The 24,778-nt window shown below is 47.7% G+C and carries 24 protein-coding genes; 8 read left to right on the plus strand and 16 right to left on the minus strand.

Going from position 1 to position 24,778, the window contains the following annotated elements:
• The first annotated feature begins 7 nt into the window (after window positions 1–7).
• The 5 genes from flgH to flgL all read left to right on the plus strand — a co-directional run bounded on the left by flgH (window position 8) and on the right by flgL (window position 5,614).
• Window positions 8–721, plus strand: coding sequence for a flagellar basal body L-ring protein FlgH (gene flgH / locus MYB54_RS07945; RefSeq protein ID WP_014915904.1), 714 nt, complete (start codon window positions 8–10; stop codon window positions 719–721).
• Between the two features lie 16 nt (window positions 722–737).
• Window positions 738–1,847 (plus strand): flagellar basal body P-ring protein FlgI, encoded by a 1,110-nt coding sequence (locus tag MYB54_RS07950; protein ID WP_039273442.1) that lies wholly within the window; start codon window positions 738–740, stop codon window positions 1,845–1,847.
• Window positions 1,847–2,809 (plus strand): flagellar assembly peptidoglycan hydrolase FlgJ, encoded by a 963-nt coding sequence (flgJ, locus tag MYB54_RS07955; RefSeq protein WP_010279581.1) that lies wholly within the window; start codon window positions 1,847–1,849, stop codon window positions 2,807–2,809. Before MYB54_RS07950 ends, flgJ begins: the two co-directional genes overlap by 1 nt.
• Window positions 2,810–2,934: 125 nt before the next feature.
• A complete protein-coding gene (flgK, locus tag MYB54_RS07960; protein ID WP_039273444.1) occupies window positions 2,935–4,629 on the plus strand; it encodes a flagellar hook-associated protein FlgK in 1,695 nt (564 codons plus the stop codon).
• Window positions 4,630–4,660: 31 nt separating this feature from the next.
• Window positions 4,661–5,614, plus strand: a complete 954-nt coding sequence (flgL, locus tag MYB54_RS07965; RefSeq protein ID WP_014915902.1) for a flagellar hook-associated protein FlgL — start codon at window positions 4,661–4,663, stop codon at window positions 5,612–5,614.
• A gap of 367 nt (window positions 5,615–5,981) precedes the next feature.
• Here the strand turns inward: flgL and fliR are convergent, their stop codons facing one another.
• From fliR to fliF, 13 genes are all read right to left on the minus strand, one after another.
• On the minus strand, window positions 5,982–6,767 hold the full coding sequence (gene fliR / locus MYB54_RS07970; RefSeq protein ID WP_010279590.1) for a flagellar biosynthetic protein FliR: 786 nt from the start codon (window positions 6,765–6,767) through the stop codon (window positions 5,982–5,984).
• Between the two features lie 2 nt (window positions 6,768–6,769).
• Entirely contained in the window at window positions 6,770–7,039 is a 270-nt protein-coding gene (gene fliQ / locus MYB54_RS07975) for a flagellar biosynthesis protein FliQ (protein ID WP_010279609.1), read from the minus strand.
• A gap of 20 nt (window positions 7,040–7,059) precedes the next feature.
• A complete protein-coding gene (gene fliP, locus MYB54_RS07980) occupies window positions 7,060–7,836 on the minus strand; it encodes a flagellar type III secretion system pore protein FliP (RefSeq protein ID WP_010279611.1) in 777 nt (258 codons plus the stop codon).
• Window positions 7,833–8,255 (minus strand): flagellar biosynthetic protein FliO, encoded by a 423-nt coding sequence (gene fliO, locus MYB54_RS07985; RefSeq protein ID WP_014915900.1) that lies wholly within the window; start codon window positions 8,253–8,255, stop codon window positions 7,833–7,835. The genes fliP and fliO overlap by 4 nt, the downstream gene beginning before the upstream one ends.
• Window positions 8,255–8,668, minus strand: coding sequence for a flagellar motor switch protein FliN (fliN, locus tag MYB54_RS07990; protein WP_010279616.1), 414 nt, complete (start codon window positions 8,666–8,668; stop codon window positions 8,255–8,257). The genes fliO and fliN overlap by 1 nt, the downstream gene beginning before the upstream one ends.
• Entirely contained in the window at window positions 8,661–9,674 is a 1,014-nt protein-coding gene (gene fliM, locus MYB54_RS07995) for a flagellar motor switch protein FliM (protein ID WP_010301682.1), read from the minus strand. The genes fliN and fliM overlap by 8 nt, the downstream gene beginning before the upstream one ends.
• A gap of 5 nt (window positions 9,675–9,679) precedes the next feature.
• A complete protein-coding gene (gene fliL, locus MYB54_RS08000) occupies window positions 9,680–10,159 on the minus strand; it encodes a flagellar basal body-associated protein FliL (protein WP_010279620.1) in 480 nt (159 codons plus the stop codon).
• 155 nt (window positions 10,160–10,314) lie between these two features.
• Window positions 10,315–11,610 (minus strand): flagellar hook-length control protein FliK, encoded by a 1,296-nt coding sequence (locus tag MYB54_RS08005; protein ID WP_100016636.1) that lies wholly within the window; start codon window positions 11,608–11,610, stop codon window positions 10,315–10,317.
• Window positions 11,607–12,053 (minus strand): flagellar export protein FliJ, encoded by a 447-nt coding sequence (fliJ, locus tag MYB54_RS08010; protein WP_014915897.1) that lies wholly within the window; start codon window positions 12,051–12,053, stop codon window positions 11,607–11,609. The genes MYB54_RS08005 and fliJ overlap by 4 nt, the downstream gene beginning before the upstream one ends.
• Window positions 12,054–12,061: 8 nt before the next feature.
• Window positions 12,062–13,432 carry a flagellar protein export ATPase FliI gene (gene fliI / locus MYB54_RS08015; protein ID WP_005970656.1) on the minus strand — a complete coding sequence of 457 codons (1,371 nt, stop codon included), beginning with the start codon at window positions 13,430–13,432 and terminating at the stop codon, window positions 12,062–12,064.
• On the minus strand, window positions 13,432–14,154 hold the full coding sequence (gene fliH / locus MYB54_RS08020) for a flagellar assembly protein FliH (RefSeq protein WP_039273467.1): 723 nt from the start codon (window positions 14,152–14,154) through the stop codon (window positions 13,432–13,434). The genes fliI and fliH overlap by 1 nt, the downstream gene beginning before the upstream one ends.
• On the minus strand, window positions 14,147–15,139 hold the full coding sequence (gene fliG, locus MYB54_RS08025; RefSeq protein WP_014915894.1) for a flagellar motor switch protein FliG: 993 nt from the start codon (window positions 15,137–15,139) through the stop codon (window positions 14,147–14,149). The genes fliH and fliG overlap by 8 nt, the downstream gene beginning before the upstream one ends.
• A complete protein-coding gene (gene fliF / locus MYB54_RS08030; RefSeq protein ID WP_248721782.1) occupies window positions 15,136–16,866 on the minus strand; it encodes a flagellar basal-body MS-ring/collar protein FliF in 1,731 nt (576 codons plus the stop codon). The genes fliG and fliF overlap by 4 nt, the downstream gene beginning before the upstream one ends.
• Before the next feature lie 260 nt (window positions 16,867–17,126).
• Between fliF and fliE the strand changes: the two genes are divergently transcribed.
• Complete coding sequence (gene fliE, locus MYB54_RS08035) at window positions 17,127–17,441, plus strand: flagellar hook-basal body complex protein FliE (RefSeq protein ID WP_010279635.1); 315 nt, start codon at window positions 17,127–17,129, stop codon at window positions 17,439–17,441.
• A gap of 277 nt (window positions 17,442–17,718) precedes the next feature.
• Here the strand turns inward: fliE and fliT are convergent, their stop codons facing one another.
• Genes fliT through fliD form a run of 3 tightly spaced genes read right to left on the minus strand, consistent with a single transcriptional unit; the run spans window position 17,719 to window position 19,964 of the window.
• Window positions 17,719–18,099 (minus strand): flagella biosynthesis regulatory protein FliT, encoded by a 381-nt coding sequence (fliT, locus tag MYB54_RS08040; protein ID WP_039464764.1) that lies wholly within the window; start codon window positions 18,097–18,099, stop codon window positions 17,719–17,721.
• Window positions 18,099–18,509 carry a flagellar export chaperone FliS gene (gene fliS / locus MYB54_RS08045; protein ID WP_014915891.1) on the minus strand — a complete coding sequence of 137 codons (411 nt, stop codon included), beginning with the start codon at window positions 18,507–18,509 and terminating at the stop codon, window positions 18,099–18,101. The genes fliT and fliS overlap by 1 nt, the downstream gene beginning before the upstream one ends.
• A 30-nt stretch (window positions 18,510–18,539) precedes the next feature.
• The gene (gene fliD / locus MYB54_RS08050) at window positions 18,540–19,964 is read right to left on the minus strand and encodes a flagellar filament capping protein FliD (RefSeq protein WP_014915890.1); all 1,425 of its coding nucleotides are present in this window, start codon (window positions 19,962–19,964) and stop codon (window positions 18,540–18,542) included.
• A 269-nt stretch (window positions 19,965–20,233) separates the two neighbouring features.
• Here fliD and MYB54_RS08055 point away from each other — a divergent pair, with 269 nt between their 5' ends.
• Together MYB54_RS08055 and MYB54_RS08060 are read left to right on the plus strand one after the other, a co-directional pair.
• On the plus strand, window positions 20,234–21,106 hold the full coding sequence (locus MYB54_RS08055; RefSeq protein WP_010279647.1) for a flagellin N-terminal helical domain-containing protein: 873 nt from the start codon (window positions 20,234–20,236) through the stop codon (window positions 21,104–21,106).
• 225 nt (window positions 21,107–21,331) lie between these two features.
• Window positions 21,332–24,751 carry an O-linked N-acetylglucosamine transferase family protein gene (locus tag MYB54_RS08060; protein ID WP_248721783.1) on the plus strand — a complete coding sequence of 1,140 codons (3,420 nt, stop codon included), beginning with the start codon at window positions 21,332–21,334 and terminating at the stop codon, window positions 24,749–24,751.
• The last annotated feature ends 27 nt before the right edge of the window (window positions 24,752–24,778 follow it).

The raw sequence follows: 24,778 nt of genomic DNA on the forward strand, positions 1-24,778 counted from the left end.
AGTGATAATGAATGCAAAGTCGGTTATCAAACCACTCCGCCGACACCGTCTGTTGGCATTGATCGCGATGTTAGCACTTAACGGTTGCGCCTATATTCCGCATGATAAAGTTGTCACTGGGCCTACGACTGCTCAGCCTGGATCGCCCGTATTAGCGGGTCCTAATGGCTCTATTTTCCAAACTGTACAGCCGATGAATTATGGCTACCAGCCGATGTTTGAGGATCGTCGCCCACGTAATATTGGCGACACATTGACGATTGTGCTGCAGGAAAATGTGAGCGCCAGTAAAAGCTCGTCAGCCAATGCTGCTCGTAATGGTTCGTCAACGTTCGGTGCAACCGTGGTACCGCGTTATCTTGACGGGCCGTTGGGTAATAATCGTGCGTCGCTGAATGCGACAGGAACGAATGACTTCACTGGGCAAGGTGGTGCGAATGCGAACAACACCTTCAGTGGTACGATTACCGTTACGGTTGGTCAGGTATTAGCTAATGGCAATCTACAGGTCGTTGGCGAAAAACAAATTGCAATTAATCAGGGAACAGAGTTTATCCGTTTCTCTGGGGTAGTTAATCCGAGAACCATTAGCGGTAACAACTCGGTACCATCAACCCAGGTTGCGGATGCGCGCATTGAATATGTCGGTAATGGCTATATTAACGAAGCGCAAAACATGGGCTGGTTACAGCGGTTCTTCCTCAATGTTTCTCCGTTCTAAGCTTAAGAGGCCTGCCATGCGGATTGCATCATTTTTCACTGTACTGCTGACGTTACTGACGCTGAATATTGCTCCTGCGTCGGCAGAGAGAATTCGCGATCTGGTGAATATCCAGGGCGTACGCGGTAATGCGTTAATTGGTTATGGTTTAGTCGTTGGTCTCGATGGTTCTGGTGACCAGACCATGCAGACGCCGTTTACGACGCAAAGCTTAACTAACATGCTTTCCCAGTTGGGAATTACCGTTCCTGCTGGAACCAACATGCAGTTGAAGAATGTGGCGGCGGTGATGGTAACGGCGGAACTTCCGCCTTTTGGCAGAACAGGCCAAAATATTGATGTCGTGGTGTCATCACTCGGTAACGCGAAGAGCCTGCGCGGCGGAACGCTGTTAATGACCCCATTGAAAGGGGTCGATAACCAGGTCTATGCCCTTGCTCAGGGTAACGTTTTGGTTGGTGGTGCTGGCGCTTCTGCCGGTGGAAGCAGTGTTCAGGTTAACCAGCTTGCCGGCGGCAGAATCAGCAATGGTGCCGTCATCGAGAGAGAGTTGCCTAGCACGTTTGGTACGTCAAATACGATAATGCTGCAGTTGAAAAACGACGATTTTTCGATGGCGCAGAAGGTGAGTGACGCGATCAACCGCTCTGGGTACGGCGGTACCGCAAGCCCGCTTGATTCTCGTACTATTCAGGTTCTTGCCCCACACGGCAACAGCTCTCAGGTTCGTTTTTTGGCCGATATCCAAAATATTGAAGTCAACGTCGGTATTCAAGATGCCAAGGTCATTATTAATTCTCGTACCGGCTCTGTCGTGATGAATCGCGATGTTACGCTGGATAGCTGTGCTATCGCCCAGGGTAACCTTTCTGTGACAATCAATCAGCAGGCCAACGTCAGCCAACCTAATACCCCATTTGGTGGTGGTCAGACGGTTGTAACACCGCAGACAGAGATCTCGGTTCAGCAAGCAGGCGGTGCTTTGCAACGAGTCAATTCCAGCGCCAACCTCAACAATGTCGTGCGTGCACTGAATTCTCTGGGCGCGACACCGATGGAGCTGATGTCTATTCTGCAGGCGATGCAAAGCGCAGGTTGCTTGCGTGCCAAACTGGAAATTATCTGATGAGTGATATACAGACGCTGAATAATGCGGCCTATGATGCGCAGTCTCTAAACACGCTGAAACGTGAGGTTTCAGGTAATCCTCAAAGTAAAGAGGGTATTAGAGCGGTTGCGCAACAAATGGAAGGCGTGTTTGTACAATTGATGATGAAAAGCATGCGTTCTGCGATTCCGCAGGACGGGCTCTTCAACAGCGATCAGACGCGTCTGTATACCTCAATGTATGACCAGCAAATTGCTCAAGAGATCTCAACTAAGGGCAAGGGGCTTGGGCTCGCGGATGTTATGGTTGAGCAATTGACCCGACAATCCCCAGAGGCTACGGCGGCTAAAGCTGCTGTTCCCTCTGTTCCATTAACATTCGATGGTGATGTGCTCAAAAGCATGCCAACGGCTGCAGTGGAACAGATGGTACGTAAAGCGCTGCCCAAATTGCCCACTACGGGTTCAGCGTTACCGCTATCCAATAGTAATTTTGTGTCTCAGATTTCCTTACCTGCTCAGATTGCCAGCCAGCATAGCGGTATACCTCATCACCTTATCATCGCTCAGGCAGCGCTTGAATCTGGCTGGGGCCAACGTGAAATCCCTACCGAGGACGGGCGTCCAAGTCATAATCTGTTCGGTATCAAAGCTGGCAGTAGCTGGAATGGGCCGACAACGGAGATAACGACGACAGAGTATGAGCAAGGCGTAGCCAAAAAAGTAAAAGCCAGCTTCAGGGTATACGATTCCTATATTGAGGCTATTGGCGACTATGTGAAGTTACTCACCAATAACCCACGCTACTCTGCGGTGATGAGCGCTGGAACGGCTGAGCAAGCGGCTCATGCCTTACAAAAGGCAGGTTATGCAACGGATCCACAATATGCCCAGAAGCTGGTTAGTATGATCCAGCAAATGAAGAGTTCTGGTGAGAAAGTGGCGAAAGCTTACACTCACGATTTGAGTCGGCTATTTTAATTTTTTATTCAAGATTTGCGCATCCTGACCGATAAAGTAATTAACTTATGTAGCGTATTTGCTGCTTTCAGCATTTGGTTAATCGCGCAGGGCGAAAAAAGCCTGTGTAAAAGGAACAACACCCTATGTCCAATTTAATTAACACCGCGATGAGTGGCTTAAAAGGTGCACAGGTTGCGCTGAGTACAGTGAGTAACAACATTAGTAATCAGGCTGTCACTGGCTATAGTCGGCAGAATGCGATACTTGAGCAGGCTATTAGCAGCAGCACATCTGCTGGGTATATTGGTAACGGTGTCAATGTTGTTAGCATTAATCGCCAGTACAATGAATTCATTACCAATCAGCTGCGTGCGGCGCAAACGACAAGCAGCTCGGTTTCTGCTTACTACGAGCAAATTTCCAAGATTGATAACCTGTTGGCTAGCAGCACAACGAGCCTGTCATCAACGATTCAGGGGTTCTTTTCGAACCTGCAAAACCTTACCAGCAACGCGGGCGACTCGTCGACTCGCCAGACCGTACTGGGCAAAGCTGAAGGGTTGGTAAACCAATTTAAAGTCACAGATAAATATTTGCGTGACATGGACAGCGGGCTGAATACTCAGATTCAAAGTATTGTCGGTCAAGTTAATACGTATACCGATCAGATTGCGTCTTTAAATAATGAAATCACGAAGCTAATGGGCGCGAATAGCGGCACAATGCCTAATGATTTGCTTGATCAACGTGATGTTCTTGTCGATCAGCTGAACAAATTGGTCGGCGTTGAGGTTACCGTTCAGGATGGAATCATCTATAACGTAGCATTGAAAAATGGTACCAATCTGGTTCAGGCTGGAACAAGCAATGAGCTTGTAGCCATCGGTTCAAGCAATGATCCAACGCGTCTGACTATTGGATATAAAGACCAGACAAACGATGTGGTCTCATTAAATGAGAGTACGTTAACTGGCGGTTCATTAGGCGGCTTGCTTTCTTTCCGTACTGAAACGCTAGATGAAGCTCGTGGCCAGTTAGGGCAGCTAGCGCTGGCATTTGCTGATGCGTTTAATACTCAGCATCAGCAAGGTTATGATCGTAATGGTGTTAAAGGCGGCGATTTCTTCTCCTTTGGTAAGGCTGTAGTTCTGAACGACAGCAAAAATGCGGGTAACGCGGTGTTAACTCCGTCTTACACCGATACTAAAGATGTGCAGGCAACTAATTATTCGATTAAATACGATGGCGCTAATTGGCAAGTAACACGCTTGTCTGATAATTCAAAATTCACGGCGGCGGTGGATACCTCAGATAACAGCCTGAACTTTGATGGCGTCAAAATGGCTATCACAGGCACACCTGCAACGAATGACAGCTTCCTGCTTAAGCCAGTTAATGATGTCATTATCGATATGGCAGTAGCTGTTTCCGATCCTAATAAAATTGCGGCGGCATCCGTTAAGCTTGATGAAAATGGTGCCCCAGTTTTGGATGGAAGTGGTAATCCCGTGTTTGGCGGCGTGAGTGATAATACCAACGCCAAGGCTCTACTTGCCCTACAAAATGAGAAAATTGTGGGTGGAAAGGCCAGCGTCTCCGGGGCATATGCCAGCCTGGTCGGTGCGATTGGTAACCAAACCAGCACCCTGAAGATAAATAATACATCTCAGCAAAACGTTGTTAAGCAACTGACAGCAGAACAACAGTCCGTATCCGGTGTGAACCTGGATGAAGAATACGGCGATCTGATGCGTTATCAGCAATACTACATGGCAAATGCTCAGGTCATCAAAACAGCACAATCCATATTTGATGCCCTTTTAGCGGCCCGTAGCTAGTTTGACCATTTAAGAAAGAGGAATTGATACCATGCGCTTAAGTACTAGCATGATGTACCAGCAGAATATGCAAGGCATTATTAATGGTCAGGCCACGTGGCAAAAAACGGGTGAGCAGCTGTCAAGCGGCAAACGCGTTGTAAATCCATCAGATGATCCGATAGCCGCGGCCAGTGCGATTATGCTTGGCCAGGCACAGTCGGAGAATGGTCAGTACACGCTGGCGCGTACCTTTGCCAAGCAAAGTATGTCTCTGGAAGAATCTATTCTGAGTAAAAGTACTAACACCATTAGCAGCGCATTGACCGAAGTCATCAAAGGTGGCGGTGTATTGAATGATGATGACCGGAAATCGGTCGCGACTGCCCTTCGCGGTATGAAAGCCGAATTGCTGAATATGGCTAACAGTACTGATGGTAATGGTAACTATATTTTTTCTGGCTATGAAACGGATAAGGTCCCCTTTGTTGAAGGTGCCGCAGGTATTGAATATAAGGGCGGATATCAGGCCATTTCACAGCGTGTCGATGCCGCTCGAGATATGACGGTTAGCCATGTTGGCTCTACGGTCTTCAATGGCGTGACGGGCGATGCTAAGAAAGAGCCGGATGGTAGTATTCAGTCCGACTTATTTGAAACACTAGACATTGCAATTAAAGCGCTTGAAACCCCGCTCGATGGTGCGAATGATACAACAAAAGCCAGTGTTGCAGCGGCGTTAGAAACTGCAAACCGCGGTTTAAACAATTCATTTAATAATATTTCAGCCGTTCGTGCAGAGTTGGGTATCCAGCTCAATGAGATTGATAATCTCGATGCAGTGGGTAAAGACCGTGATGTAGCGAATAAGACAGCGCTGTCGCAATTACAAGATACTGACTGGTATGAGGCGATTTCATCCTACATCATGCAGCAGTCTTCTTTGCAGGCCTCTTATACGGCTTTCCAGAATATGCAAGGAATGTCGTTATTCCAGATGAGATAGTAGTCATAGACGATATTTTTCTATACTACTTTACGGTTTGAATACGCTTAAACCGGGCGTATTTTTTAGGCGTGTCACTCCTTTCATTATATTGAATGGATGACATGCCATTTTTTATTCCCCCAACATCCTCAATTCCCTCTGACATTCTCTTTTATATAACACCTATTGTTTTAGTGCATGGACTGTTTTAGTACATCGCAGCCTGATGCACTTTCCTGGCGCGATCTGGCAAAAATTACAGCTTCATATAGCCATACGACGAACTACAGTAGCAAACTGTAAGGATGTTAAATGGGGAATAAATATATGCGCCTGGTATCGTATTGGCCTCACTTCGACCACTACGGATTTATATAGGGAACGGCTAAGAGCTTGCTAGCTGAGTGAGAATATCAGCGAGTAAATCGAATACTTCGCTGAATAAATGCTCTGCGAAGGGGGGGACCAGTGGAAGTAATAAACCTAGCGTCATGATTCCCACCGTAAGGGTAATAGGAAAGCCAACGACAAATACCGAGAGTTGGGGGGCGACGCGGTTAAGCATACCTAATGCCAGGTTGATGGTCAGCAATAGGGTTATGATTGGCAGCGCCAGCATCAATCCATTAATAAAAATTAACCCGCCGGCACGCGCAAGAGCGAGAAATGCATGGCTGTTGATAGGGTTGGCGCTGATGGGCAGAGTATAGAAACTATCTGCTAATAGCGAAATCATCCAGAGGTGCCCATCAAAGGTTAAGAACAGTAGGATTGCGAGAATATTCAGGAAACGGGCGACTACCTGCATATTCGGGCCGCCAGTGGGATCAAAGAAGGTCGCAAAAGCGAGTCCCATTTGTAAGCCAATGAGTTCGCCAGCATGGCGAATAGCGGCAAATGCTAACTGCATTGACAGACCGAGCGTAACGCCGATAAGTATTTGCTGTATTAAGAGCCATACACCTGCGACGGAAAAAATAGGCGTAGTGTTTAACGGTAAATAAGGCGCAACGAGTAGGGTAATCAGCGCGCCCAGACCGATCTTTACCCGATTACCAATCGCTCTTTCGTTAAAGACAGGTGCGGTACTGATCAGCGCAAGAATTCTGACAAAGGGCCAAAAAAACTGGCTAACCCAATTCACCATGTCCCAACTGTTAAACGTCAGCATGCTTACCCAATAATGTTAGGTAACTGGCCGAATAGCGTACGCATATAGTCCAGCATGAGGTTTAACATCCAAGGGCCAGCGATCACTAAGGTGAAGAAGACCGTTAGGATTTTAGGGATAAACGATAGCGTCATTTCGTTTATCTGAGTGGCTGCCTGCAGGAGACTAATAAGCAGCCCGCTGAGCAGTGCTGCCATCAACGGAGGCGCCGCCAACGCCAATGCTACCTTCATTGCCTCATAGCCAAGCGCCATCACCGATTCTGGTGTCATAGTCGCATTCCTCTATTCGTCTAACTATAAAAACTCTGGGCTAATGAACCGAGTAGCAGCTGCCAGCCATCGACTAATACGAAAAGCATGAGTTTAAAAGGCAATGAAATAGTTGCCGGAGGAACCATCATCATCCCTAGCGCCATCAATACGCTGGCAACAACGAGGTCAATGATGAGGAAAGGGATAAACACGGTGAAACCAATTTGGAAAGCAGTTTTTAGCTCACTTGTCACAAATGCGGGGAGAAGTACACGCATGGGCACCGCTTCAGGTCCCTGAATCTCTGGGATTTCTGCCAGTCGGGTAAATAACGCCAGATCGGTTTCCCGGGTTTGCCGCAACATGAACTCACGCACGGGTTCCGCGCCACGTTCGATGGCGACTTCCATACTGATTTGATCCTGACTGAAGGGAAGATAAGCTTCGTCATAAACGCGGTTTAATACGGGCGACATGACAAAAAATGTCAGGAAAAGCGTTAATCCTAGCAATACCTGGTTCGGTGGTGCGGTTGGGGTACCCAGAGCGTTACGTAACAAGCTCAGTACAATGATGATTCGGGTGAAGCTGGTCATCATTAATAATGCAGCAGGAATAAACGTTAATGACGTGAGTAAAACCAGCGTCTGTACGGATAACGTCCAGCTCTGTCCACCGTTAGGCAGAGGTTGCGTCACAATACCGGGAAGCTGTGCCCATACCGATGGCGCCATGAACAATAAACCGATGGCTAAACCGTAACGCAGTGTGCGAAGCAGGGCGGTGATACGAAAATAATTAGGCAAGGCACTCATTCCGATTTTTCCGGACGCTTTAAAACTTTCTTTAACAGTTGATTGAAATCTACCGGCTTGGTGTCACCAGTTGAGGAACTGTCGTTGGTTGGTTGTGCTGGAAGCGTATGCAGCGGCGTGATTTGCTGAGCCGTAACACCTAACACCAACCAGGTATTATCAACTTCTACAATAACGACACGTTCACGCTGCCCGACAGGGCAACTGGATACGACTTTTAACAACTTGTTTTGCTTGGCTTGGGGAGCAAAACCGAGTTTGCGAGCCAGCCAGGCAATCAGCAGAATAAATAATAAAATACCAGCTAGCACGCTACCAACCTGTGTCAGTAACATGCTGCCGGTAAGTGGTGGCTCAGTAACAAGTGTTGACTGCTGACTTGCTACTGGGGCCGGAGATGATATCGAGGCTATTGCCATTAACGACTCAGGCGGCGCATACGTTCGGATGGCGTAATGATATCTGTAATACGGACACCGTACTTGTCAGATACAACAACAACCTCGCCTTGGGCGATCAGATAGCCATTGATCAGGATATCCAACGGTTCACCTGCTAAGCCATCAAGTGCAACAACGGAGCCCTGAGTCAACCGCAGTAACTCTTTGATCGTCATTTTGGTCCGGCCAAGCTCAACGGTGAGTTTGACAGGAATATCCAAAATCAGGTCGATATCCTGCAGAGCACCCAGCGGATCATGCCCGTCTAGCGACTTAAAAATGCCTTCCGTTGTCGCGGCCGGTTTTTCTGCAGCCTGCTGCTCGTTAAATGCATCAGCCCACAGATCGTCCACTGATTCCTTGTCGTCGGACGGTTTCTTGGTGTCACTCATGGGGCTGTTCCTCGTTATCCAGAGAATTCAATATAGGGTTAATCAAATGTTCAACACGTAGGGCATATTGCCCGTTTAATGTGCCATATTGGCTGGTCAGCACGGGCACGCCGTCAACATGAGCAACGATTTTGTCAGGTTTGTCGATCGGTAGGACATCACCGGGCTGTAGCTTCAGAATCTTGGAGAGTCGCAGCGGAATATCAACAAAGCTTGCAACCAATTCCAATTCGGAATGCTGTACCTGCTTGGCTAAGGTGTCCCGCCAGCTCTGATCTTCCTGACGTGAGTTTTCCAATGGTGGATTCGCGAGCAATTCACGCAGTGGTTCGATCATTGAAAAAGGAATACAGATGTTAAATTCACCAGTCAGCGAACCGATCTCAACATGAAACGGTGTCGTCACGACGATATCATTAGGTGACGTCGTGATGTTGGTAAACTTGACCTGCATTTCTGAACGCACGTATTCGATGTCAAGTTTGTAAATCGCATTCCAGGCTTCACCATAAGCCTCCAGAGCAAGGCGCAACATACGCTTAACGACACGCTGCTCTGTATGGGTAAATTCACGCCCTTCAACTTTTGTCGGGAAGCGCCCATCACCGCCGAATAGGTTATCTACGGCGATAAATACCAGGCTTGGTGAAAATACAAATAATGCGGTACCACGTAGCGGTTTTAAGTGAATCAGATTCAGGTTTGTCGGTACGGGAAGGTTCCTGGCAAACTCATGATAAGGTTGGATCTTGATCGCACCGACAGTGATATCAGGACTACGGCGTAACAGGTTAAACAATCCCATACGGAATTGACGCGCAAAACGCTCATTAATGATTTCTAATGCCTGTAAACGCTCGCGGATAACACGTCGTTGAGTATTCGGATCATAGGGCTTGACGCCCCCATCCGCTTTTGACGACGCATTCGCATCAGCGTCGCTATCGCCGCTGTCGCCATTTAATAATGCATCAATTTCTGCTTGTGAAAGAATGCTATCGCCCATAATGGTTACCGCAGTATAAAGGCCGTGAACAGAACATCAGTAACGACCTGGTTAGGTTGACCAGGAACTAATGGTGGGCTTAGCACTTGCTTAATTTGCTCTATCAGCTTCTGTTTACCTTGCTCATTGGCAAGCGCAATCGCGTCCTGACGAGAAAGCAGTAATAACAGTCTGCTGCGAACTTCTGGCAGATAATTAGTAAACCGTGTACGCGTGGCTTCATCTGGTAAACGCAACGTGAATCCCACATACAACACGCGGTCAGGGTCATTATCTGCATTGACGAGATTAACGGTAAAGGTATCCAGTGGCATGAAAACAGGCTCTGGCGGTGGCGGTGCTTCCTGCTCAGCCGTTGCTGCGTTTTTCTGATTTAATAGCCACCAGGCGGCGCCCGCAGCACCAGTTGCAGCGAGAGCAACGATAATCAGTAGTATTAGCCAAATAGACCGTTTACGTCCTGGTCGAACTTGCATATCAGACATAGCCAAAGATAGTTCCCGTTACTTATCGATATTTACTGCCGGATTAAACCAACAATAAATAAATGCGTAATGTCGATGATTATCCTGCCTATTGCAATGTTCAATACAGAGAATAGGCAGGGAAAATCGTGCTAACTTATTCGTTTACTTCACTTTCAGGCAAAGATATCAACGCCGTTGACGGATGATGCCATTGATCTTAACTGTTCTGGTACGTCTAACAATTCACTTGTGCTTTCTGATGAATGGCCAAATTGTTGTTGGTAAGACGGGCCACGGTTATTGCCATCGTTGTTATTACCCGCCATTTGCTGCTGCCAGGCAGAAGAATCACTGCCTACGCTGCTCTGGCCAAGGTTAATTCCGCTCTCTGCCATCGCATTACGCAGGTGGGGCAGCGCAGCTTCCAAAGCTGAGCGAACCTGACTGTTTGCTGAAGCCAGATGAATTTGAGCCTGGTTATCATCGATTTTTAGACTGATGTGCAGTGCACCCAATTCCTGTGGGTTCAAACGTAATTCTGCGGTCTGTTGACCATTACGGCTGAACATAATGATTTGCTGGCCCAATGTGTCTTGCCATTGCGGTGAACCAAATGGTGCGTTCAGTTGAGCACTCGCTGCCTGAGGGGCTGGCGTGGTCGTTCCCACTGATGCCGGCTGAATATGCATAGCCTGTGCGACCGGTGGCGTTGTTTGAGACGCGCCGTTGCCCAATGCAGAGACTGATTCAGACACATTGCGATCGCCCGCAAGGGAGTTTGGCGTCGTTAGCGCAAACTTTGCAGCCTCATCAGCAGACTCGGTTGTTGTTGATGAGGTTTGCTTGGCTGCATGATGCAGATCGCGTGATATGCCTGCATCTTTATCTGAGGTCACTGAAGCGTCGAGCAATTTTGCCAGTGTGCCTTTAGCACTTTCACCCGTATTGTTTAGTACTGATGCGGATGCCTCATTCTGGCGTTTAGCGTCAATGAGTCCTGGAATCGTTAACCCTGCGTTTACGGCGTTCGCTGCAATATTATCAGTGGCAGGTTGTGTAGAAAGCGGCGTTGTCTGCAACATGGCAAGCAGAGCCTGCATGGCGATAGCGTCATCTGTCTTGCTGCCACTCTCTTCTTTATCCAGATTCTTAAACTTCGCCTGCCCTACAATTTCTGGGTTTTGCTTACCTGCTGTAATCGTTGCTCCCGTAAGAGAACTGAAAGAAGAAAGCAGGGCATTTAAATCGTCACGGTTAAGCGAAGCATTATCTTTCCCTAATGCGCTTAACAGGGCTTCTTCGTCTACTTTATCGAGCGTTTTTTTACCCGAAGTATCGGCTACTTGTGATATGCGTTTGCTCAACAGATCAACAAAATCTTTTGGCAGCTCACCCTGTGTCAGTAATGAAGCAGAAGAACTGCTTGTATCACTGGCAGTGGTAGCTATAGGTAATGCGGACAGATTCATGATTCTGTTTTCCTCTGTGAGGCCCGTTGGGCAAATTCATCCATTTGTTTTTGTTCTATTTTATTCTCTTTGGCAAGCTGTCTTGTCAGTTCGCGATCCTGCAGTTTTTCAAATGCGTTCAAGCGCTGCTGTTTTTCTTGCCAGGTCTTCATTGCTAAATCTAAACGTGATGTCCACTGCGAGAGCTGTTGTCTATGTTGCTCAATTGCACTGTCCAGCGTTCGGATGAACTGCTGATAATTTTGCCAGCTATTATTCGCCATACCAGAGGACATCGTCGAGTTCAATTTTTGACGATAGTCATCCTGATAGTTTAACAGCATATTGAGCTGCTGCTCGGCCTGTTGATGTGCCTGACGCACTTGCCCCAACTGGCCTGCTGCTTTCTCAACGTCCTTCTGCGCCAGTTCGCGTAGTGTAACCAGCGGTGACTGGGTTTTCATCTGCTCTCCTACTCGTTACGAGGGAAAATAGTGTGCAACGCCTGGCAGGACTCGTCATAGTTACTTTGTTCAAACATACCCTGCTGCAAAAAGGCTTCCAGATGCGGGTAAAGCCGGATTGCTTTGTCAAGCATAGGGTCGCTGCCTGCGGCGTAGGCACCAACACTGACTAAATCACGGTTACGTTGGTAACTGGATAGTAACTGTTTAAACTGCCTTACAGAAGCATAATGCCCTTCATCGATCAGCGCTGTCATCGCACGACTAATCGATGCTTCAATATCAATTGCCGGATAATGGCCAGACTCAGCTAATTGACGTGACAACACGATATGTCCGTCAAGGATGGCACGAGCGGAGTCAGCAATAGGATCCTGCTGATCGTCACCTTCTGTTAGAACAGTATAGAAGGCGGTGACTGAACCACCTCCATGAATACCATTACCTGCGCGCTCTACTAGCGCGGGTAATTTAGCGAAGACAGAAGGGGGATAACCCTTGGTCGCCGGCGGTTCGCCAATGGCTAACGCAATTTCACGCTGCGCCATAGCATAGCGCGTGAGCGAATCCATGATGAGCAGAACGTGATGCCCGCGATCGCGAAAATCTTCAGCAATACGCGTGGCATACGCGGCACCCTGCATCCTTAATAAAGGAGAAACATCAGCAGGGGCGGCAATAACGACAGAGCGTGCTCGTCCTTCGGTGCCCAGGATATTCTCGATAAAGTCTTTCACTTCCCGGCCACGTTCACCGATAAGGCCAACAACGATGACGTCAGCCTGAGTATAGCGTGCCATCATCCCCAACAGCACACTTTTACCCACCCCTGAACCTGCAAACAGGCCCATTCGCTGCCCCCGACCTACGGTAAGCAAGGCATTGATGGCTCGAACACCCACGTCCAGAACACTTTCGATTGGCGTTCTCTGTAATGGGTTGAACGGCGGCGTAATCAGGGGCGCGCGATAGCCTGTATCTGGCGCAGGTAAACCATCCAGCGGTTTTGCGCTACCATCCAGCACTCGCCCAAGTAGTTCAGGGCCTAAGGGTAATTGCTTTCCTTGACTGCTACTGTCCTGGCCGACGCGGGCGTAGACACGCGCTCCAGGGGTAATACCTTCAACTTCTTCCAGCGGCATAAGAAAGAGTTTTTGCCCGTTGAAACCGACAACTTCGCTTTCGATTTCTTCAACCTGCGAACCATTCTGCCGTTCAATGAGACAGGTGGCGCCCAGTGGCATATGTAACCCTGTTGCTTCCAATACCAAACCTGTCGCCCGGGTTAAGCGGCCGTAACGACGCACCGAAGGCGTGTCATCAATGCGCTTCTCAAATGAATCGAGAGAAGAAAGCCAGCGTCCGAGGCGTGAAGTCATTATAGCTCTCCCGGTGCGGCTAAACGGCAAAGCTCATGCCAGCGTGTCGCCAGGCTGGCATCCAGATCGCCTTCTTCTGCGCTGACTTTACAACCACCAGGGTGAAGTTGGCTATCGGCAAGCAATCTCCAACCATGCAAGCTGAGTGTCGGACCCAAATATTGCTCAACACGTTCCAGGTCTGAAGGGTGAACGCGCAGCTGCGTTTTCCCTGAGAACATAGGCTCTTGCTGAATCAATTGCTGTATTTGACCAAGCAGCGCATTACCATCGCATACCGGAGGTTGCCCCAGAATCTGCTTGGCTGCGGTCAAAGCCAACTGCATCAGGCGAGCTGGGATCACGCTGTCGAGTGTATCCAGCGTCTGTTGGAATTCGGTGACCATTTGTTGCATCTGTTCAATAATCGGTTGCTGCTGCTGTAAGGCGTTCTGCAAACCCTGCTGTTGCCCCTTGGCTAAACCTTCCTGATAGCCGGCGTCATAACCTTGCTGATGGCCTTGCGTAAAACCCGTTTCTCGCGCCTGTTGCATCGTGCTTTCACGCAGAGATGCGAGCTCGTCCTCTGCGGCAGAAAGGGCGTTTTCCTCAGGAAAACGCTCCGTGTCTGACAATTCAGGCTCATTATTGACCTGATAGGCCGGAGCGGGCTTTGAAACGGGTTCAGCCAGGTCGTTGAGTTGCCAAGGCTGCCAGGCCAGGTTTTTGGGGGCGTTAGACATAAGCATCCTCGCCGCCACCGATAATCATCTCGCCGCTGTCTGCCAGTCGACGGACAATGAGTAGAATGGCTTTCTGTTCGTTTTCGACCTGCGACATACGTACTGGACCGCGAGTTGCGAGGTCGTCGCGAAGAATTTCCGCAGCACGCTGAGACATATTGCGCAGGAATTTCTCGCGTAAAGGCTCTTCGGCACCTTTCAATGCCAACAGCAGAGACTCGGACTCGACTTCTTGCAGAAGGCGCTGGATGCTGCGGTCGTCCACGTCCACCAGGTTTTCGAACAAGAACATTTCGTCGATGATTTTCTGTGCCAGTTCGCCATCGAATTCGCGTACTGCATCGATAACCGCTTCTTCCTGCTGGGTTTTCATCAGGTTGATAATTTCAGCTGCAGTACGAACACCACCCATTTTGCTGCGTTTGAGATTCTGACCATCCAGCAAGCCATTCAGAACGTCTGTCAATTCTGCCAGTGCAGAAGGCTGAACACCGCCGAAGGTCGCGATACGTAGCATAACGTCATGACGAAGACGTTCGTCAAACAGGGCTAAGATATCGGCAGCTTGAGCTCGCTTCAGGTGCACCAGGATTGTTGCGATAATCTGTGGATGTTCGTCGCGAATAAGGTCTGCGGCAATCTGCGGCTCCATGAAGTTGAGTGTTTCCATTCCACTCGTAGAGTCGCGGCTTTCCAGAATATCTTCCAACAGGCTAGACGCTCGCTCTTCACCAAGGGCTTTGACAAGCACTGAGCGAAGGTAGTCACCCGCATTCACACTGAGCGCGGCATATTGCTCTGAATCAGCCTCAAATTCTCTCAGGATTTCGAGCAACTGCTGTTGTGAGACCTGTCGCATGTTCGCCATTGCAGAACTAAGGTGTTGTACTTCTTTCGTCGAAAGATGAGTAAACACTTCTGCCGCACGGTCTTCACCAATGGTCATCAATAAGATGGCGCTTTTTTCTGTTCCTGTCAGGTTCATAGTTCAGTACTCATCCATTGACGAATTACCAGAGCGACAACGCGTGGATCGTTCTCTGCCATTTCACGTATGCGATTACTTTGCATTTCTGCATTGACGCGTTGCTGCGATTTCCTCTGCTGTTCAACTTCCGAGCTACTCAGGTTGACCATAACATCGCTGTCTGCACCTTGAGACAGGGCAGCCGCCGCCAGTGCCGCTTCTTGCTGTTGTGCTTTTCTTTGCAATTGCGGACGAACCAGCTTACGCCACAGAATCCAGGCAACGATCAGAACCAGCAGCCAGCGGCCAGCTTCCATCAGGAGATCGAAGAATGCCTGTTTTTGCCAGAACGGGAGTTCGCCAGAACCGTCGGTGCTGTCCATAAATGGCGTATTAACGACATTTAATGTATCGCCGCGTTCTGCAGAAAAGCCCATCGCTTCGCGTGCTACTGTTTCAATCTGTTTGATCTGCTCTTCCGTGAGTGCAACCGGCTTGCCATCCTCACCAGGAGGCTGGTAGTTAACAATAACGGCCGCAGACAAGCGTTTCACACCACCCGTGCTGTGTTTGGTATGTAAAATCGTCTTGTCGACTTCATAGTTGGTTGTTGCATCATTGCGAACATTTGATGTTTGAATAACGGTATTCGCATTTGCCGCATTAGCTTGCGCACCTGCCGCATTGTTTTGGTTCTGCTGGCCAGCCTGATTGTTCGCATTGGCATTAGCGTTAGCATTATTTGGCGGCGTTGCGATAGGCGCTGTAGGAGCCGGTGCGGGTTGATTGGTTAATGCACCAGGAACGCCACCGACGTTCGGGCCTCCTCTTTGCTCACTCTGGCTGGTTTGCTGAGAGCGAACTGCCGCTTTATCTGGCGGTTGGTTGGGTTGATACTGCTCATCAGTTTGTTCACGAGCAGAGAAATCGATTTGTGCGGTGACCTGGGCGTGTACGTTGCCCATACCAACCATCGGCGCGATAATTGACTCTATGCGGCGTTGGTACATTGCCTCGACTTCGTTGCTGTACTTCAGTTGCGCAGCATTCAGGTCGCGGCCGCTGCCGCCAGCCTGGGTTAACAGGCGTCCGGTCTGATCGACGACCGTAACATTATCTGGTGGCAGGCCAGCAACACTGCTGGAAACCATATAAACGATGGAATTGATTTGCCCTTCATCTAATGCACGACCCGGCTGTAATGTCAGGGTGACGGACGAAGAGGGGGCTTTTTGTTCACGAACGAACAGTGAAGGCTTAGGTATAGCAAGGTGAACTCGCGCATTCTGAACGGGGCCGAGTGTTTCTATCGTTCTGGACAGTTCACCTTCCAGTGCACGCTGATAATTAATCTGCTCACTGAATTGGCTGATGCCAAACTTTTCCTGATCGAGCAATTCAAAGCCAACTGCGCCGCCTTTTGGCAGCCCCAATTGAGCAAGTCGGAGTCGGGTCTCATAGACATTTGCTGCGGGAATCATGATCGCCCCGCCATTTTCTGCAAAGCGATAAGGGATATTCAGCTTCGTTAATTCGCCGACAATCGCACCACCGTCACGGTCATTTATATTGCTATAAAGCACTCGATAGTCTGGACCTTTGGCCCATAGCGTCAACGCAACGACGATTGCAATGGTCGCAGCAGCTGCGATCAATAGCGGAATTTTCGGATTGGCGCGTAACCGGTTGAGTATTTCGCCAAAGCTATTTTTACCGGTAGCGGTTCCGGTGAATGAGGCGTTCATACTCTATCTCTGCTTGGTTGTTGAACGATATACTTAACGTTGTGACGTGACAAAACAGAACTCCCTGATTGCGCAATCAATAAAACATTTCGCCTACATTTGTGGGCATGTCATTATTTTCCGTAAAAGAAAAATCGATGGGTCGATAAGGTGGCATTTTTCGCGCTAATTGTGCGATTTATCTGAAAAGCTGTGTGATAGGGTAATGCTGTCATAGAAAATGCATAAGTAGTCTACTCTGTATGATGTAGTGAGGTGTTATGTCAGTTCAAGGTATTGATGGTGTTTTACAGCAAATGCAGGTCAAAGCTCTGCAGGCTGCTGACACGCCAATAGCCAGACCATCGGTAGAACCTGGTTTTGCCAGTGAGCTGAAGGCCGCGATCGATAAGATCAGCGACACGCAGCAGACGGCTCGTACGCAGGCTGAAAAATTTACCTTGGGTGTGCCGGGCGTGGCATTGAATGATGTGATGGTGGATTTGCAGAAATCATCCATTTCAATGCAGATGGGCATTCAGGTGCGTAATAAACTGGTATCTGCGTACCAGGAAGTGATGAATATGTCTGTTTGATGTCGTCTAATGACATCAACCTGCAACTAGCAAAGCCATTGTGCGTAATCTCACTGCTAATGCAATGAAATTACGCACAATCTTTATTTTTTCCCGACTTCCCGATTGTGTCTATTCCTTGTCTCCACGCCCTCTAATCTTCACATTCTTAACGCGTACTCATTTCGTTATACTGATAGTCTGAGCATGCAGAGTAAAAGCACCGCTTGTGGGTAAAAAAACGCGCCCGTATCAGGTGAAGATAGGGGCGCGAGTATCATATATAACGAGAATGAAATTATGAACCTGGCTCACCGGGAGCGGGTTCACCTGGTAGCAGTCGCTGTCCTGCAAATTCGCTATAAGTCGTATTAATTGACTTTTGCTTCAGTGATTGCCCCATTAACGAACTTAACTCGTCCATCCGCTTCTGCAGAAGTTGTTTTACTTTCGCTTCATTATCCATCACTTCCTGCAAAATCTGTCGCAGATGCAAACGCATCACGCTGTCAATTTCGTCAGGAATTGGCGTGTTAACTAAGCCTTCAACGGACTGAACATAAACAATCTCTTGCTCAACCAACGTATCCCACTGGCCGCTGACGGCCAAATGGAGAATTTTTTGACTCAGAGACAAAAGCTGTTGGTAATCTTTTAGAAGCCGATGGGGGGAGGCCATTAACGTACTTCCTGCTCTGGTTTGTAATTAGGGCCGATTTGCCGCCAGGCATCAGCGATATTTTCCAACAACACTTCAACTTCTTCTATCGCTTTGGGATCGTTATGTAAATTGGCGATCAACAAACGCTGAGACATGTAGTCGTAAAGGGCAGACAGGTTTTCAACAAGTTCGCCCCCTCCTTCCATATCCAATCCGGTTTTTAGTCCGTTATTGATAATGTTGATTGCTTTAGATAACGCCATACCTTTACCCTGGATGTCGCCTTGCTCCATGAGGATGCGCGCGCGCACCATCGCACTGCGCGCGCCATCAAACAGCATGACGATAAGCTGGTGAGGGCTTGCGCTCATCACACTGCTTTCGAGGCCTACTTGAGCATAGGCTTGGCTGCCTTTCATGTTGTACATCACGTTACCTATCTTTCTTTCAGCGAAAATTTAGAGTTTAGAGAACATGCTCGTTAAACGGCCCATGGTGCTATTCATTTCACTCATGGCTTTATCCAGTTCAACAAACTGTTTTTGATAACGGGCAATGGTATCTTCTATGCCATTTTTGACGAGAGTTGCCCGAGAATCCAACTTTTTCAGCGTACTATTAATACCATCTTCCTTGGTTTTGATTAGACCCTCACTCGTATCGAGGATTTCTTTCAGGTATGTACGTGTTTGGGTCGCAAATCCGGTTTTGTCGTTATCACCAACAAAAAACGCCCGAACCTTGCCGGGTTCTTCTTTCAACGCTTTGTCTAACTTGGTATCACTGATTTCCAACTTCCCGGTTTTGAAGTTTTGTGTAATACCAAGATCCGCCAGAATACGGAATTCATCGCTGTCACTTTGTACCGTTGTGAGCTGCGCCTTGAGTTTATTCTGGATACCACGAACAGTAGAATCTCCCAGCAACGCACCATTGCTACTTAATTGGGATTCGCCCGCCTCAACCGCAGTGTACTTTGTTTGAGCTGCGATGGTATCTTGCAACGCATTGTAAGCATCAACCCAGGCTTTGATCGTATCCTTCATTCCGGTGATATCCTGCTCAATCGTCAGGGTTTCCGGTTTGGTTGCCTCAGTTTGGGTAAGAAGATTGATCGTTACACCTTCAAAAGCATCAGAAATAGAATTACTTTGTCTTTCTATATCAATACCATTCGCCGTGATTTGCGCGTTTTTGGCTGCTACCTTTTCTGTTGGCGCGCCATTAAAGACGTTTGTGTCGTCTCCCCCAATGGAGATTTTACTCTCAGTACCGCTGTTCTTTGCGGTTAGCATCAGGTAGTACTCATTATCCTTCGCTTTGACGACGCTCGCCGTCACGGTGCCATTAACTTTGTTGATCGCGTCACGAACATCGTTTAATGAGGTTTCACCCGCTTTAATGTCTATTTCCAGATATTTTAAGTAGTCATCACCCACTTTGGTGAATTTACCATTATCCTGAGCAATAACGAGTTTTGTATCTGTTGCACTTAAGGGCTCTGTTGCACTGGTTTTGGCTGTTGACGTTATGGAATGTGCTTGTGCCAATTGTTTCACTTCAATACTGAAGGTGCCGGCAACGGCTTTACTGTCAGTGGTTGTCGTAAACGCTTTATTCGTGCTGGTGACTTTGGTTGATGTGATACCATCAATCGAACCCTTAACGATGCCGAAAGATTCAGAGATGGCTAAAGCATCATTCGCTGTTTTAAGTTTATCAAGGGCGCCTTTGAGGGCACTGATGCCGCTTAGCTGTGACTTGAAGCTGGATTGCTGAGTTGTTATTGGTACAAGTCTTTGATTTTCAGCGGTTCTAAGCTGCGTGAGCAATTCGTTTAAACCCAGACCTGAACCTACACCTAATGAAGAAACGCTTGCCATGATAGAATCCTTTTATTCAGAGTTCGATGAGCTATGAAGCCATTATCGGCAGGATAGAAAATAAGTTTAGCAGTAAAGAATAGTCATCTTTATTGCTAGTTAGTGTTGTAGAAGAGGGGGCTATTAAAATTGCCTTCTGAACAATAAAAATGAATTTAGGCTAAAAAAAAAGTTAAAGCTTCTGGAAAGCGTTCCGATAAATGTTAGCGACGGGGATGAACCCGTGGGTCTAACCCGAAACCGATAACCACTGATTAAGGAACGCTATCATGGCAGTAATTAATACTAACATCATGTCTCTGACTACTCAGAACAACTTGAACAAATCTCAGTCTGCTCTGGGTACCGCTATTGAGCGTCTGTCTTCTGGTCTGCGTATCAACAGCGCGAAAGATGACGCAGCTGGTCAAGCGATCGCTAACCGTATGACCGCTCAGGTTAAAGGTATGACTCAGGCAGCACGTAATGCCAACGATGGTATTTCCCTGACTCAGACTGCTGAAGGCAACCTGAACGAAATCAACAACAACTTGCAACGTATCCGTGAACTGGCAACGCAAGCAGCGAACGATCCTAACGGTAAAACTGACCGTGACTCTATCGTCAAGGAAATGACTCAGCGCATTAACGAAGTTAACCGTGTTGCTCAGAGCGCTTCTTTCAACGGTACTAAACTGCTGGACGGTTCTGCAAGTGCTGGCATCATCATTCAGGTTGGCGCTAACACTGGTGCAACTGAAACTATTACCATCGACAGCACCGCACTGATCAACGCCACCACTGGCGGTACTGGTTCAATGAGTGATGTTGCAGCTAAAATCACTTCTCTGGGCGCTGTTGCTACCGGTAGTTCTGCTAACTCAGCAGCTCAGGCTCTGATCACTTCTCTGGATACTGCTCTGTCAGCTGTTGATGCTGCACGTAGTAACCTGGGTGCGATTCAGAACCGTTTCGAATCTACCATTACTAACCTGAACAACTCTATCAACAACCTGTCTTCTGCTCGTAGCCGTATTGAAGACGCTGACTACGCAACTGAAGTATCAAACATGAGCCGTAGCCAGATTCTGCAGCAGGCTGGTACTTCTGTACTGTCCCAGGCAAACCAGGTTCCACAGACTGTTCTGTCTCTGCTGCGTTAATCCCCAGCCAGACAAACGCTGTAACTTATATCATAAGCCAGTCCTCCGGGACTGGTTTTTTTATGGCAAACGTTCTGTGCGTTAATGCTGTTGTGAAACCGTACTACCTCTCCCTAACGTATGTTATACGCCTAATATTTCCCTCTATTTATAAGATTGCGTATCTTAATAGTTGATACGATAGTAGTAATTCATTTTTCCTCTCATGAAAGGTTTTCCCTTCTGATGACTTTAGATACTGCTGCCAGCCATCCAACAATGAGCGCGGCTGATCGTTGTCCTTTGCCTTATACCTCACCGACGCATTTGCAAGCCGTGGCATACTTGCATGGCATTGTGGCAGCGGACCCTGACAGGGCGCGAGTACTGGAACTGGGATGCATGAGTGGCGCGAATCTGCTGCCATTTGCCACTGCATATCCGCAGGCACAGGCTATTGGTATCGATCTTGATGAGGAAAAAATTGCTCAAGGGCAGATGTGGGTACAGCAGTACGGGCTAACCAATCTGCAACTTCAGGCAATGGATTTGGCATCGCTTTTGGACAGCGATCTTGGCAAATTTGATTATATTATTGTTCATGGTGTTTTTGGACTGATCAGCGGCGAAGCGCGCTCGATGTTGCTGGCATATTGTCAACGCCACTTAAGTGCAAAAGGTGTGGTGTGTTTTTCCTATTCGACTTATCCAGGTGGGAAGACAGAAGAAATCCTGCAGGATGCCTTAAATCTGCATGCTAGCCTGGCAGAAACACCGGAACAACAGCAAGCCAGCGCCAGAGCCATGTTGAGTTACTTAGCGCTGGGTATGTCAGCAGGTAATCCTCAGAGAACCGCTATTGCGACCCTGGTTGAAGAAGCTGAACAACTGGGAGATGTGTCACTCGCGCTCAACTATTTACAAGGCCTGAATCAACCCTGCTATCTGCTCGACTTTAATGCGCAGATTACGCAAGAAGGCTTGGCTTATGTTGGCGAAATTGAGCCTCACACGGAGATTGCCTCTCACTATGGTGAGCAGGTAGATAACTTACTGCGCACAATCTGTCCAGCTGGCAATAAGATATTAAAACAGCAGTATCTAGATTTTAACGTCGGGCGCAAACGTCGATTTAGTCTGCTGGTCGCTGCTGAACGCGCGGAAAAGCTGGAATCGGAAATTGATGTCTCGCGACTGGATAAACTGTCTTGGGCCGGTAGCTTCCGCCGTGTAATGTTGAATAAAGGGTTGGCGTCTAACTCGTATGTTACCAATACCGGTATACAGATATCGACCGATCACGAACTGACACAGCAAATTCTGGATGTCTTAGGTAATGCGTGGCCAGCGAGTGTTTCCTTTAAGCAACTGATATTCAATACGCATTTTCCTGAAAGAGAAAACGATGAGCAAGAACATGAAAACAATGTGCGTGAATCTCTTTATGCTTTATTAAAGCAGGGAATGTCGAGCATTCATTTCTGCGTCGGTGAATGTGCTTATCGTAAAAGTGAATTCAGCGCACTGCGAGTATTACCGAACTGTGGGGATATTTATCCTGCATTTAACTATTGGTATGAGTCTTTCACGCTGCCATTAGCGGCTCAGGGGCTGAAAATCCCAATGGGCTTACTGGATGAGCAGGAAGAGGGCTCATTAGCGCTGTTAGATGAATTGCACCATAAAGGTTTGATGATTGGAAGTGCGTTGGCATGGCAGCGTTATTTCCAAAAACGTATGGAACTAGCCAAGGATGTTAACGAGGTTATCCACAATGTAAACCCGCTGATTATGTATTCCAGTAATGCGAGCGGTGGGGGGTTATTCAAGGCTAGTGATGTCATAAAAGTTGAGAAAAGTAGAAAAGAATTCGTTAACGATCCTATTGATGCGAAAGTTAAGCGTCAATTATATGATTTATTACAGAAACAGAAATACGATGAAGCGCGCTCTCTGGCTGAAGAATTGACGGTAAAACAACCGAATAATCTGCAAAATTGGATCACGCTAGAAAGAATCAACTTCGTCACTGGCGATAAAGATGCGGCAATTTTCTCGTTAGCAAAAGTCATTTCTATGCATAGCAATGCATGGTTGGTCTACAGTGAGTTGGCCAGCCTATTGCATAATACATATCATTACTGGGAAGCAATTAACCTGGCCTACAGGATTATTCGCTGCGATGGAAATGTTGCTGTTGCCTGGAATGTGGTGGCGCTCGTTTATTTAAAATTTGAAAATATGGCCGGTGCAGAAGTATGCATAGAAAAAGCAATAAAACTTCTACCTAACGATGCGGCGGTATTAAATGCAATGGCGATGGTGTTGGATAAAAAATCTGATGTCGAAAGTGCAATTGAGTACTATCGCAAGGCCGTTACTAATGCTCCTGAAGATTTAAGTTTATACAGCAATCTTCTGTTCGCTTTACTGCATAATGCTAAGATTCCTGCTTCAGAGATTTTTGCTGAACACTTGTTATATGGTGAAGTAGTAGAAAAACGAAATGGCGCACTTGCTCCAGTGCATTATCTGCAAAATAAAGATCCCGATAGAGTGCTGCGCGTTGGCTTTGTGTCTGGCGATTTATATTCACACCCAGTCAGCAAATTCTTATCGCCTGTATGGAATGACATCGATCATCAGCATTTTTCCCTCTATGCCTATTCCACATCACATCATTATGATGATGTCACTCGCATGCTGGAAAAAAGTTCAACGGCATGGCGTAACGTAGCGAGTAGCAGCGATACTGAATTATTCGAGTTAATTAAACGGGATGAGATAGATATTCTTTTCGATCTTTCCGGCCATACTGGCGACAACCGTTTATCGATGTTTGCTATGAAGCCTGCACCGATCCAAATTAGCTGGATTGGTTATCCGGGAACGACTGGATTAAAGGCGATGGATTACTATCTGGTTATGAACCATGCCCCATACCCAGAGGTTTTAGCTCATCAATTTACTGAAAAATTACTGTACGTGCTATTTGACCGACAGTTTGAGCCCGTGGTCAATGGTCCTGAGGTCAACGATCTTCCCGCACTGACAAACGGTTATCTCACTTTCGCTAGCTTTAACAGGCCGACGAAGATTAACGATACCGTATTATCGGCATGGGGAAAGATCCTCGTTCAGTTGCCAACAAGCAAGATGATTATTGGTGCGTTGCCTAGCATGCAGACAAGGGAACATATACGTAAAAAGCTAGAGGCACAGGGCGTTCAGCCCGAGCAGCTAATTTTCCGTGAACGCGTCAACATAATGAATTATCTCGCTATGCACCAGGAAATCGATGTGTTGTTGGATACGTTCCCCTATACAGGGGGAACCACGACGAACTACGCTTTGTGGATGGGCGTGCCGACTCTGACGCTGGCCGGTGAAACCTATGCTGCTCGCCAAGGGGTGGTAAACCTTGGTCAGGCTGGTTTGAATGAGTTTATTGCAGATTCAGAAGCAGACTATATCGACAAGGCCATTTCCTGGAATAACCGGTTGGATGAACTGAATCAAATTCGCCATAGTTTACGCAAGAAAATGGAGCATGATATCGATACTGCTGACGTAACGTCTTCAACGTATTTTCAACAAGCGTTAAGAACGGTATGGAAAGCCTACTGTGCTGGTGAGCCGCCTAAAAGTTATTCGATAGGCCACTAACTGATGTCATGTAAGTGATAGTTTGTC

Source organism: Pectobacterium nicotianae, assembly GCF_023272715.1.
Taxonomy (GTDB): domain Bacteria; phylum Pseudomonadota; class Gammaproteobacteria; order Enterobacterales; family Enterobacteriaceae; genus Pectobacterium; species Pectobacterium brasiliense.

Bases quoted from the DNA above. Each gene is read 5' to 3' on its own strand.
- flgH (WP_014915904.1), top strand. From the start codon at position 8: ATGAATGCAAAGTCGGTTATCAAACCACTCCGCCGACACCGTCTGTTG.
- MYB54_RS07950 (WP_039273442.1), top strand. From the start codon at position 738: ATGCGGATTGCATCATTTTTCACTGTACTGCTGACGTTACTGACGCTG.
- flgJ (WP_010279581.1), top strand. From the start codon at position 1,847: ATGAGTGATATACAGACGCTGAATAATGCGGCCTATGATGCGCAGTCT.
- flgK (WP_039273444.1), top strand. From the start codon at position 2,935: ATGTCCAATTTAATTAACACCGCGATGAGTGGCTTAAAAGGTGCACAG.
- flgL (WP_014915902.1), top strand. From the start codon at position 4,661: ATGCGCTTAAGTACTAGCATGATGTACCAGCAGAATATGCAAGGCATT.
- fliR (WP_010279590.1), bottom strand. From the start codon at position 6,767: ATGCTGACGTTTAACAGTTGGGACATGGTGAATTGGGTTAGCCAGTTT.
- fliQ (WP_010279609.1), bottom strand. From the start codon at position 7,039: ATGACACCAGAATCGGTGATGGCGCTTGGCTATGAGGCAATGAAGGTA.
- fliP (WP_010279611.1), bottom strand. From the start codon at position 7,836: ATGAGTGCCTTGCCTAATTATTTTCGTATCACCGCCCTGCTTCGCACA.
- fliO (WP_014915900.1), bottom strand. From the start codon at position 8,255: ATGGCAATAGCCTCGATATCATCTCCGGCCCCAGTAGCAAGTCAGCAG.
- fliN (WP_010279616.1), bottom strand. From the start codon at position 8,668: ATGAGTGACACCAAGAAACCGTCCGACGACAAGGAATCAGTGGACGAT.
- fliM (WP_010301682.1), bottom strand. From the start codon at position 9,674: ATGGGCGATAGCATTCTTTCACAAGCAGAAATTGATGCATTATTAAAT.
- fliL (WP_010279620.1), bottom strand. From the start codon at position 10,159: ATGTCTGATATGCAAGTTCGACCAGGACGTAAACGGTCTATTTGGCTA.
- MYB54_RS08005 (WP_100016636.1), bottom strand. From the start codon at position 11,610: ATGAATCTGTCCGCATTACCTATAGCTACCACTGCCAGTGATACAAGC.
- fliJ (WP_014915897.1), bottom strand. From the start codon at position 12,053: ATGAAAACCCAGTCACCGCTGGTTACACTACGCGAACTGGCGCAGAAG.
- fliI (WP_005970656.1), bottom strand. From the start codon at position 13,432: ATGACTTCACGCCTCGGACGCTGGCTTTCTTCTCTCGATTCATTTGAG.
- fliH (WP_039273467.1), bottom strand. From the start codon at position 14,154: ATGTCTAACGCCCCCAAAAACCTGGCCTGGCAGCCTTGGCAACTCAAC.
- fliG (WP_014915894.1), bottom strand. From the start codon at position 15,139: ATGAACCTGACAGGAACAGAAAAAAGCGCCATCTTATTGATGACCATT.
- fliF (WP_248721782.1), bottom strand. From the start codon at position 16,866: ATGAACGCCTCATTCACCGGAACCGCTACCGGTAAAAATAGCTTTGGC.
- fliE (WP_010279635.1), top strand. From the start codon at position 17,127: ATGTCAGTTCAAGGTATTGATGGTGTTTTACAGCAAATGCAGGTCAAA.
- fliT (WP_039464764.1), bottom strand. From the start codon at position 18,099: ATGGCCTCCCCCCATCGGCTTCTAAAAGATTACCAACAGCTTTTGTCT.
- fliS (WP_014915891.1), bottom strand. From the start codon at position 18,509: ATGTACAACATGAAAGGCAGCCAAGCCTATGCTCAAGTAGGCCTCGAA.
- fliD (WP_014915890.1), bottom strand. From the start codon at position 19,964: ATGGCAAGCGTTTCTTCATTAGGTGTAGGTTCAGGTCTGGGTTTAAAC.
- MYB54_RS08055 (WP_010279647.1), top strand. From the start codon at position 20,234: ATGGCAGTAATTAATACTAACATCATGTCTCTGACTACTCAGAACAAC.
- MYB54_RS08060 (WP_248721783.1), top strand. From the start codon at position 21,332: ATGACTTTAGATACTGCTGCCAGCCATCCAACAATGAGCGCGGCTGAT.